At 53.3% G+C, this 9,534-nt stretch carries 11 protein-coding genes; 1 reads left to right on the forward strand and 10 read right to left on the reverse strand.

Annotated elements, in window-relative coordinates:
- Nucleotides 1-2: 2 nt before the first annotated feature.
- The 10 genes from EVJ30_RS13805 to rho form a co-directional block, all read right to left on the reverse strand.
- Entirely contained in the window at nucleotides 3-536 is a 534-nt protein-coding gene (locus tag EVJ30_RS13805; protein ID WP_131457719.1) for a TIGR01440 family protein, read from the reverse strand.
- Nucleotides 537-541: 5 nt separating this feature from the next.
- Nucleotides 542-982, reverse strand: a complete 441-nt coding sequence (gene rpiB, locus EVJ30_RS13810; RefSeq protein ID WP_070328195.1) for a ribose 5-phosphate isomerase B — start codon at nucleotides 980-982, stop codon at nucleotides 542-544.
- Between the two features lie 4 nt (nucleotides 983-986).
- Nucleotides 987-1,487, reverse strand: a complete 501-nt coding sequence (locus EVJ30_RS13815) for a low molecular weight protein arginine phosphatase (RefSeq protein ID WP_131439172.1) — start codon at nucleotides 1,485-1,487, stop codon at nucleotides 987-989.
- A gap of 21 nt (nucleotides 1,488-1,508) precedes the next feature.
- The gene (locus EVJ30_RS13820; RefSeq protein ID WP_131457720.1) at nucleotides 1,509-2,519 is read right to left on the reverse strand and encodes an L-threonylcarbamoyladenylate synthase; all 1,011 of its coding nucleotides are present in this window, start codon (nucleotides 2,517-2,519) and stop codon (nucleotides 1,509-1,511) included.
- Nucleotides 2,485-3,357: a peptide chain release factor N(5)-glutamine methyltransferase gene (gene prmC, locus EVJ30_RS13825; RefSeq protein ID WP_131469485.1), complete on the reverse strand. Its 873-nt coding sequence runs from the start codon at nucleotides 3,355-3,357 to the stop codon at nucleotides 2,485-2,487. The genes EVJ30_RS13820 and prmC overlap by 35 nt, the downstream gene beginning before the upstream one ends.
- A complete protein-coding gene (gene prfA / locus EVJ30_RS13830) occupies nucleotides 3,357-4,427 on the reverse strand; it encodes a peptide chain release factor 1 (protein WP_131469483.1) in 1,071 nt (356 codons plus the stop codon). The genes prmC and prfA overlap by 1 nt, the downstream gene beginning before the upstream one ends.
- Before the next feature lie 112 nt (nucleotides 4,428-4,539).
- Nucleotides 4,540-5,151 (reverse strand): thymidine kinase, encoded by a 612-nt coding sequence (locus tag EVJ30_RS13835; protein WP_070328199.1) that lies wholly within the window; start codon nucleotides 5,149-5,151, stop codon nucleotides 4,540-4,542.
- Nucleotides 5,152-5,267: 116 nt separating this feature from the next.
- Complete coding sequence (locus EVJ30_RS13840) at nucleotides 5,268-6,491, reverse strand: cation:proton antiporter (RefSeq protein WP_131457721.1); 1,224 nt, start codon at nucleotides 6,489-6,491, stop codon at nucleotides 5,268-5,270.
- Nucleotides 6,492-6,590: 99 nt separating this feature from the next.
- A complete protein-coding gene (locus EVJ30_RS13845) occupies nucleotides 6,591-6,833 on the reverse strand; it encodes a type B 50S ribosomal protein L31 (protein ID WP_021066109.1) in 243 nt (80 codons plus the stop codon).
- An 82-nt stretch (nucleotides 6,834-6,915) separates the two neighbouring features.
- Entirely contained in the window at nucleotides 6,916-8,256 is a 1,341-nt protein-coding gene (gene rho / locus EVJ30_RS13850) for a transcription termination factor Rho (RefSeq protein ID WP_131457722.1), read from the reverse strand.
- A 377-nt stretch (nucleotides 8,257-8,633) separates the two neighbouring features.
- On the opposite strand from rho, the gene EVJ30_RS13855 reads away from it, so the two are divergent.
- A complete protein-coding gene (locus tag EVJ30_RS13855) occupies nucleotides 8,634-9,329 on the forward strand; it encodes a C40 family peptidase (protein WP_131457723.1) in 696 nt (231 codons plus the stop codon).
- Nucleotides 9,330-9,534 lie beyond the last annotated feature (205 nt).

Genomic DNA, 9,534 nt, shown 5'->3' on the forward strand with positions numbered 1-9,534 from the left:
TGTTATTTCGCTGGATAATGGGCCCGAGGGCCACCGATCAATTTCGGTCTCGTGACGGCGAACGTGACGTACGCCTCGCCGAGCTGTTTCGCCGATAACCGGACCGGGATCGCGACCGGCTTTAAATGCATGCCGATCAGCGTCGAGCCGATGTCGATCCCAGCGTCCGCTTGAATCGCTTCGACTACGCACGGCGCGTTGAGGCGCTCATACGCTTTCTCCGCCATCGCCCCACCCGCTGAGCGGACCGGGACGACAGTCACTTCGGTCAGACCGAACTGCTTCTGCGTCCGACGCTCGACGGTGAGGGCACGGTTAATGTGCTCGCACCCTTGAAACGCCAGATGGACGCCCGTCTTGTCGCGAAACGCGAGGAACGCTTCGATGAATTCCGACGCCACATCGATCGATCCGGCTTTCCCAATCGTCTTGCCGATGACTTCGCTCGTCGAACAGCCGATGACGAGGATTTTGTCCTCATCAAGCGGAAAGCGTTCGTGCAGCTCCAACAGCAGGTTCGAAAGTTCAGCTTTCATCGCGGTCACTTCGTTTCGTAAGCGCTCATTTTGTCGACACGGTTCGAGTGGCGTCCGCCCTCGAAGTCTGTATCGAGCCACGTTGCCACCAAGTCAATCGCGAGCCCGGGTCCGACGACACGCTCGCCCATCGTCATGATGTTCGAGTCGTTATGTTGACGTGTCGCCTTGGCGCTGAACGAGTCGTGAACGAGTGCTGCGCGGATCCCTTTAACTTTGTTCGCCGCGATGCCGATGCCGATGCCTGTGCCGCAAATCAAGATGCCGCGGTCGAACTCGCCGGCAGCGACAGCCTCAGCGACCGGGATGGCTACGTCTGGATAATCGATCGACTCGGCCGAGTGTGTCCCGAAATCTTTATACTCGTGTCCAAGCTCTTCTAATAAGCCGATAATGTCTTTCTTCAAGTTGAATCCGCCGTGGTCGGCGCCGATTGCAATTTTCATGTGTTCATTCCCCCGTCTTCTTTGGTAGGCGTCTCGGTGGTTTCGTCACCTTTGACCCGTCATTCGTCAATTTTAGCACAAGTCGATTGACGAGTGGTTCGAGTTCGTTTCGGACTTGGCGATAGACGTTCATCGAGCCTCCGAACGGGTCGTTAATGTCACGTTCGAGTCCGGTCACGAACTCATATAATGTGAACGTACGATCGGCCAAATCCGGATACGTATCCCGAATCTGTTCGCGGTGTGCCCGCGTCATCGTCAAAATGACGTCTGCCCAACGTCCGAGTACGTCATCGAACGTTTGCGTCACGTGTTCGAGTTCAATCCCTCGTTCACGTAATACTTGAAGAGCGTTTTCTGAGGCATCAAACCCTTGCATTGTCCGAACTCCAGCCGAACGAATATCAAATTCGTCGCCCGTCACTTTCGAGCGGAGCAGGGCCATCGCCATCGGGCTTCGGCATGTGTTCCCACTACATATGAATAATACGCGTTTCATTGACATCGCGTGATCCTCCTCATGTCCTTAAGCCTCTTCCTCTAGACGGATAATTTTCCCGCCTGCCGCTTTATACAAGCGATTATATACGGCAAGGGCGACTCCCGTCGGTTCAATCCGATTCACGTAAATCTCTTCTACATCTGTCTCATCGAATTTGCGCAACGCCTCGTAAAGTCGCTGGGCCGCCATCTCCATCGTGTCACCGAGAGAAAGCGTGACGTCAGCCGGGGTCGTCGCTTCATCAAATACGAGCGCGCCGATCCGTTTGCCCGCCGCCTGCCGCATCGTGATGGTACGGACGAGGTCATCGCGGCCGCCATCAACTAAATACAAAGGTGCGCTCGGGGCATAGTGGGTGTACTTCATTCCTGGTGATCGGGGCGCGGCCGCTTCATCACTTAAATTCGCATCGAGCGCGACTGGCCCGATGACGGCCTCGATCGCTTCTTTCGTCACGCCACCGGGACGCAAAATCGTCACCGGTTCCGTCGTGCAGTCGATCACAGTCGACTCGACGCCGATGCCTGTCGGTCCCCCATCCATAATACCCGCGATCCGACCGGTCAAATCATCGGCCACGTGCTCGGCCGATGTCGGTGACGGTCGTCCTGAACGGTTCGCACTCGGCGCCGCGAGACCGAGACCGGACGTGCGGATGAGTTCGAGTGCGGCCGGATGGTCCGGCATACGGAGGCCGATCGAGTCGAGTCCGGCCGTCACGAGTGACGACGCTCGACCGTTCGACGGTAAGATGATCGTCAAGGCACCGGGCCAAAACGCTTCCATCAAGCGTTTGGCTACCGGCGGGATGGTTTGCGCGAAATGTTCGGCCTGTTCGACCGTAGCCACGTGGACGATGAGCGGGTTGTCCGATGGTCTTCCTTTCGCCTCGAAAATCTTGCGGATGGCGATATCGTTCGTCGCATCCCCGGCGAGGCCGTACACCGTCTCTGTCGGAATCGCGATCACCTCGCCCATCTTCAAGAGACGAACCCCTTCCTCAACTTCTGTTGGCTTGATCCATTTCGTTTCCATGCGCAATCCCTTCCCTCACGGCGTAGACAATTCGGTCTTTACCGTTTATATCTTTTAAAATACCCGTTTCTGCTTCAGGATAACGTTCGGACAGGTACGATTTCACAACTTGTCCTTGATTATACCCGATTTCAAACGCAATCAATTGCCAATCGGCACGTAGCACGCGTGTTGAGTCCGCGATGATTTTCCGGTAGAACTCGAGACCGTCCGCCCCCCCGAATAATGCGAGGTGCGGTTCGTACCCTGCGACCGTTTCATCGAGCAGTTCATCAGCTTCGATGTAAGGCGGATTTGAGACGAGCACCCGAATCGAATTGTCGGCGACCGGGCCGAGGCAATCCCCTTCATGAAACGTCACACCGGCCCGAAGCACTTCCGCGTTACGTTTTGCCACCGCGATTGCTTCCCGGGAAATATCGACCGTTTGGACGCGGACACCAAGCTCGAGACTGAGCGTGATGGCGATCGCACCACTGCCCGTGCCGACGTCGACGATCGTATCGTCTTCAATCGGTCCAACGTGCTCGACGACCCATTCAATCAATTCTTCGGTCTCCGGCCGTGGGATAAGTACGTCCCGGTTCACTTCAAACGTCCGGCCATAAAATGGAGCGTAACCAATCAAATGTTGGACCGGCTCACCGGCAAGCAGTCGCTCGAGCCCGGACTCGAACGCAGTTGTTTCGTCGTCCGAGAGTTCTTCGGATAACCGAACGATCAGACCCGTCCGGTCGACGCCGAGCACATGCATGAGCCACCATTCGGCGGTCGATGGGTCACGCCCCGCGTCAACGAGCATGCGTTCCGCTTGTTTCAACCTTGCGGCAATCCGCATCACTCCATACCCTCCATCAAGCCGGCCTGATCTTCCATGACGAGCGCATCAATGATGTCTTCAAGCTCCCCGGCGAGCACCCGGTCGAGTTTTTGAAGCGTGAGGCCGATACGGTGGTCGGTCACGCGGCTTTGCGGGAAGTTATACGTCCGGATCCGCTCCGAACGGTCGCCCGTCCCGACGGCCGACTTCCGCTGCGCCGACAGTTCTTCGAGGTGTTCGCGCTGCATCTTGTCGTACAGGCGGGCCCGCAAGACTTTCATCGCCCGATCTTTATTTTTATGCTGTGATTTCTCGTCTTGGCATGACACGACGAGTCCTGACGGGATGTGTGTCAACCGCACGGCTGACTGGGTCGTGTTGACCGATTGACCACCCGGCCCTGACGACGTGAACGTGTCGACGCGGACGTCTTTCATATCGATATGCACTTCGACATCTTCCGCTTCCGGCAAGACCGCGACGGTGGCTGTCGACGTGTGGATCCGTCCGCCCGACTCCGTCGACGGGACGCGTTGCACACGGTGTGCCCCATTCTCGAATTTCAGTTTCGAGTAGGCACCGGCACCGTTGATCAAAAACGTCACTTCTTTAAAGCCGCCGAGTTCCGTATAGTTGGCGTCGATCAGCTCGGCTTTCCAGTTTTGACGCTCCGCGAATCGGGTGTACATCTTATACAAGTCGACCGCAAACAGTGCCGCCTCGTCGCCACCGGCTGCCCCGCGAATCTCGACGATGACGTTCTTGTCGTCGTTCGGGTCTTTCGGGATGAGCAGGACGCGCAGCTTCGCTTCGAGCGCTTTCACAACTGGTTCGAGCAGCGCCATCTCTTCTTTAGCGAGTTCGCGCATATCGGACTCGAGCGTTCGGTCTTCTAACATCGATTTCGCTTCTTTGTAGGCCGTACTCGTCTCTTTATAGCGTCGATACGCTTGTACCGTCTCCTCGAGTTGAGACTGTTCTTTTGAATATTGACGCAGTTTATTCGAGTCGCTGAGCACTTCCGGGTCAGCGAGCATCTCATTCAGTTGCATGTATCGTTCTTCTAAAACGCTTAAACGGTCAAACATCATGATCCGTCCTTTCTGTTCACCAAATCGTTCTCTTCATTATACCAAAAAACGAACCGAGCTAGCTCGGTTCGTCGACAAATTGAATACTTAGAGCGAACCGACAAAATCCTCAATCCGCTACTGTATGACGGATCGGGCGCGGTTTGTTCGGGACGTCATGGCAATGGCGGCAACGCGGTTCGTACGACTCAGCGGCACCGACTAAGATGACCGGGTCCTCAAAGCGAGCCGGTTCTCCGTTGATCAAGCGCTGCGTCCGAGACGCCGGGGCGCCGCATGACAGGCAGATCGCCTGCAGCTTCGTGACGAACTCGGCACGCGACAAGAGCTCCGGCATCATCGTGAACGGTTCGCCACGGAAGTCCATATCGAGTCCGGCGCAGATGACACGTTTGTCTTCTGACGCCAACTGCTCGATGACGTCGACGATCCCCTCATCAAAGAACTGCACCTCGTCGATGGCGATGACTTGCGTCTCTTCGCGCACCGCATCGTACACATCTTGACTCGTTCGAGTCGGGACGGCCACGACCGAGTTGCCGCTATGGGAGACGACGTTCTCTTCGTGGTAGCGGTCATCGATGGCCGGTTTGAACACTTGAACCGGGATCTTCCCATAGTGCGCCCGACGGACACGACGGATCAATTCCTCCGACTTCCCAGAAAACATACTGCCACAAATCACTTCAATCCAACCGTAACGGTTCGTCACATGCATCATTCTACTTCGCCCTCTCCATCGTTAATCGCTTTCCGATTATAACCATCTTTCAGTCATAGGAAAAGGGTTGACTTCTAACAAAAATCGGAGCGACATCATCCCGTCCCGATTTCTCTTCATTCTTCCGCTTCCTCTTCTTTTTTATAATCAATCAAGTTCAATTTGCGCGCGAGCGGTCGAATCGTCAGCCCGTGCAACGTCACCGAGGTAAAGACGAGTCCGATCGTGAGCGGTAGCATCTGTGACGCATCCTCAATCCCGAGACCGGCCACTTCCTCCGCGAAAAAACCTGCGACCGTCATCGCGACGATGCCGCGCGGGGCAATCCAACCGATAAATCCGCGTTCTCTGAGCGGAAGTCCCGCACCGGCCGTCGATACGTAAATCGCCAACGGACGAACAAGAAACAAGATGCCGGCAATCGTCAACAGCAATGGCCACTGGAAGATATTCAATAGTTCTTCACGCGACAGCGACGCCGTCAGCAAGATGAACACGGATGAGATCAGCAAGATCGAGATGTCTTCCTTGAACGACTGCAGTTCCTCGATGATCTGTTCATCGCGAAGTTTCGTGTTCGCCATCGTCATGCCCATCGCCGTCACGGCAAGGAGACCGACTTCATGCATCATGAACTCGCTCAAAGAGAATAAGATCAAGACGGCCGAAAGCGTCACCGAGGCGCGTAAGTAACGTGGAATCTTCTCACCTACGAACCAGCCCATCAAAACGTGACCGAACACGTAACCGAGACCGATACCGACGAGACATGCTCCCGCAAAGAGCAGTTGCATCCACAAGTCCATGCCTTCATAGACGATGTAGCCGATTCGAATCACGAACAAGCCGAGCAACGCGCCGACCGGATCGACAATGATCCCTTCCCACTTTAAGATGGCACCGACCCGATCTTTCAGATGGGCTTGCCTGAGCAACGGGATGACGACCGTCGGACCGGTGACGACGAATAGCGCTCCCATCGTCCAAGCGACGACCCAATGGAGACCTCCTACGTATTGAATCAACAGCGAAGCCCCGACGAACGACAACGTCACACCCGCTGTCACGATGCGGACGATCGAACGACGGAATTGGTTGATCTCGCTGAAATGAAGCCCTAAACTTCCTTCAAATAATATGATCGCGACCGCAAACGAAATGATCGGGCTGTACAAATCACCGAGCAACTCTCGCGGTTCAAACAAACCAAAGATTGGACCGGCCAGCACGCCGGCGACCGTCATGACGATAATCGCCGGAATTTGGTAGCGCCACGCCAACCATTGCGAGACGATCCCCACGCCAACCAACAGGCTAATGCTAATCAATATATACTCCATGGAAGCCCCCTCACGTCAGTCTTCCGTCTCTTTACCCTCGCTTGGACAACAAAAAACCGCCAAGGGCAATCCCTAGGCGGTGTGCATACAACTTGACGATTAACGTTGGTACTTCTTGTTGAAGCGCTCGATACGACCGTCCGCAGATGCGAATTTCTGGCGACCTGTGTAGAACGGGTGCGAATCAGAAGATACATCGACACGGATGAGTGGGTATTCGTTACCATCTTCCATCGTGATTGTTTCGTTAGAGTAACGAGTCGAACCACTGATGAATTTAAACTCAGTCGTTGAGTCCATGAATACGACTTTACGGTATTCTGGGTGGATTCCTTGTTTCATTGCTTTTCAACTCCTTCTGCCCTAAGTATTCTTTCAACCTAGAGAAAGTTCACTAGAATATAATAGCACCCGGCTCACGGATTTACAAGTCCGTTTTCGTTTTTTTCACCGGGCGGCGACTCTTTTTCTTATCGGCCTCGAGCGCCGCAAAAAAGTCGAGATTTGTTTGCGTCTCACGCACACGACGCAAGAACTGATCGACGAAGTCCGGCGACTCGTTCATCGTACGACGAATCGTCCAAAGCGAGTCGAGCTCGTCCTGGCCGAGGAGGAGTTCTTCTTTCCGCGTACCCGAACGACGGATATCGATGGCCGGGAAGATGCGGCGTTCCGCGAGCTTCCGGTCGAGGTGGAGCTCCATGTTGCCGGTCCCTTTGAACTCTTCATAGATGACGTCATCCATCCGCGAACCGGTATCGATGAGCGCCGTCCCGAGAATCGTCAAACTGCCGCCGTCCTCGATGTTACGGGCCGCCCCGAAGAATTTCTTCGGTTTGTGGAACGCTGCCGGGTCGATTCCGCCCGAGAGCGTACGCCCGCTCGGCGGGACGGACAGGTTATAGGCGCGCGTCAACCGAGTGATCGAGTCGAGCAAGATGACGACGTCTTTCTTATGTTCGACGAGGCGCATCGCCCGCTCTAGCACGAGCTCCGAGATGCGGGTGTGATTCTCCGGTGTCTCGTCAAACGTCGAATAGGCGACGTCTGCCCCCGGCACCGAACGTTGGATGTCCGTGACTTCTTCCGGACGTTCGTCGATCAATAAGATGATCAGTTCGACGTTCGGGTGGTTCGTCGTGATTGAATTGGCGACTTCTTTCAATAGAGACGTCTTCCCGGCTTTCGGTGGGGCGACAATCAAACCACGTTGTCCGAAGCCGACCGGTGCGATCATATCCATGACACGGACCGATAGATGGTTCGGCTCCGTCTCGAGCACCATTTGCTTTTCCGGATAGATCGGCGTGAGCGCAGGGAAATAGTCGCGGTTCCGGGTCGAATCAGTCGTTTCCCCGTTGACCGCCTCGACGCTCAAGAGCCCTTGGAAACGTTCATTTTCTTTCGGTTTCCGGACTTTCCCGGTGACGAGATCCCCGTTCCGCAAACTAAAGCGGCGAATCTGTGAAGCGGCGATATAGATGTCTTCGGACGATTGGGAGTAGTTGATCGGTCGGAGGAAACCGAAGCCACCTTCATTTTGTGACTGCGGGTTCGGAGGGATGATCTCAAGGACGCCTTCGAGGAAGTAGAGGTCCTTCGATTCGGCTTGCGATTTTAAAATTCGGAACATGAGTTCACGTTTCCGTGCTTCCCGATATTGAGGCACATTCACTTCTTTTGCGATTTCATACAATTCTTTTAACGTCTTCGTCTCTAGTTCACGAAGCGTATAGTTTTTAGCTGGTTCTGTACTTTGTGTCATTAACGTCACCTGTCTTTCTTGTGATTCTATATTTGAAAAGTAATTGTAAAGTTCTTATTCATCTAATCACAATTCGATCATGCCGTCACTTTATATAAATGGCTATATGACAGTCTATTCCCCTGATATTCAAATAATAACAACTTCTTCTTTCCTTATGTAACAAAAAGGTCTCTATACCTACATATTGTTTCAAATATGTTACAAGAAAACTATTTTTGACTTGTGATTGAAAAACGCCATCGGTCTTACGCATGATATAGTTTATTTGCACAGGAAACCGGGTAGCAAACTCACCTTGTGCTCAACTATCGTAAACACACATCGATCATATACACTCACAGGGTTTTATTTTAAAAAACGGAGGGAATTATATTATGTTGAAGCGTTTCGCATCTATCATCGTCGCCGCCACTATCGCTTTCTCGGGTCTTGCATTCACAACAGGTGAACAAGCAGAAGCAGCTACTGGAACATTCGCTTACTCGAAAGTCAACGGCTTGAACATTCGGACATCAGCATCACTCAGCTCGTCAGTCGTTACGAAGATGAATAAAGGTCAACGCTATACATACCTCGGTAAAGTTGGCTCGTTCTACAAGATCAACTACAAAGGGACTCACCGTTACATCTCAGCATCATCGACGTACACGTACTTGAAGCCGAACACGAAAACGGCTACTAAAGTGACAACGACTTCTTCTTCAAGCGCTCGTACGAAACTTGTCGCCGAGTCGAAGAAATACCTTGGCACACCGTACCGTTACGGCGGAACGACAACAGCTGGATTTGACTGCTCTGGTTACACAGGACATGTTTACAAGAAAGCGATCAACAAGTCGATCCCACGTGATTCACGCTCACAGTACTCAAGCTCGAAAAAATTGTCGAAGTCAGCGATTCAAGCAGGCGACCTCGTGTTCTTCTCACATAACGGCGGCACGATCCAACACGTCGGTATGGCAATCAGCAAGACACAAATGATCAACTCAGAAACAGGCGGCGTTAAATACGCGAGCTTCACATCAGGTTACTGGGCACCACGTTACGTCGGTGCTGGAACGTACCTCTAATTCAATAAAACCTCGAGGCTGGGACATAACTCAGTAGATTTATAAGAAAGAGGCCACCGGGAGCGACTTGTTCGCTAACGGTGGCCTCTTCTCATTTTTATGGGTTCGTTCACGCATTTCGGACTAAACAGATAGGGGCGACCTCTGATAAAGTTAAAGTGACCAAACCATAACTTTGGAGGTGCCCCTATGTACAAAAAGTATA

Origin of the sequence: Exiguobacterium sp. SH5S13 (genome assembly GCF_004337085.1) — a bacterium.
Taxonomy (GTDB): domain Bacteria; phylum Bacillota; class Bacilli; order Exiguobacteriales; family Exiguobacteriaceae; genus Exiguobacterium; species Exiguobacterium aurantiacum_A.

Excerpts from the sequence above, each read along its gene's own strand:
- EVJ30_RS13840 (WP_131457721.1), bottom strand. The coding sequence starts at position 6,491 with ATGGAGTATATATTGATTAGCATTAGCCTGTTGGTTGGCGTGGGGATC.
- EVJ30_RS13835 (WP_070328199.1), bottom strand. The coding sequence starts at position 5,151 with ATGATGCATGTGACGAACCGTTACGGTTGGATTGAAGTGATTTGTGGC.
- EVJ30_RS13815 (WP_131439172.1), bottom strand. The coding sequence starts at position 1,487 with ATGTCAATGAAACGCGTATTATTCATATGTAGTGGGAACACATGCCGA.
- rpiB (WP_070328195.1), bottom strand. The coding sequence starts at position 982 with ATGAAAATTGCAATCGGCGCCGACCACGGCGGATTCAACTTGAAGAAA.
- EVJ30_RS13805 (WP_131457719.1), bottom strand. The coding sequence starts at position 536 with ATGAAAGCTGAACTTTCGAACCTGCTGTTGGAGCTGCACGAACGCTTT.
- EVJ30_RS13855 (WP_131457723.1), top strand. The coding sequence starts at position 8,634 with ATGTTGAAGCGTTTCGCATCTATCATCGTCGCCGCCACTATCGCTTTC.
- EVJ30_RS13845 (WP_021066109.1), bottom strand. The coding sequence starts at position 6,833 with ATGAAACAAGGAATCCACCCAGAATACCGTAAAGTCGTATTCATGGAC.
- prmC (WP_131469485.1), bottom strand. The coding sequence starts at position 3,357 with ATGCGGATTGCCGCAAGGTTGAAACAAGCGGAACGCATGCTCGTTGAC.
- prfA (WP_131469483.1), bottom strand. The coding sequence starts at position 4,427 with ATGTTTGACCGTTTAAGCGTTTTAGAAGAACGATACATGCAACTGAAT.
- EVJ30_RS13820 (WP_131457720.1), bottom strand. The coding sequence starts at position 2,519 with ATGGAAACGAAATGGATCAAGCCAACAGAAGTTGAGGAAGGGGTTCGT.
- rho (WP_131457722.1), bottom strand. The coding sequence starts at position 8,256 with ATGACACAAAGTACAGAACCAGCTAAAAACTATACGCTTCGTGAACTA.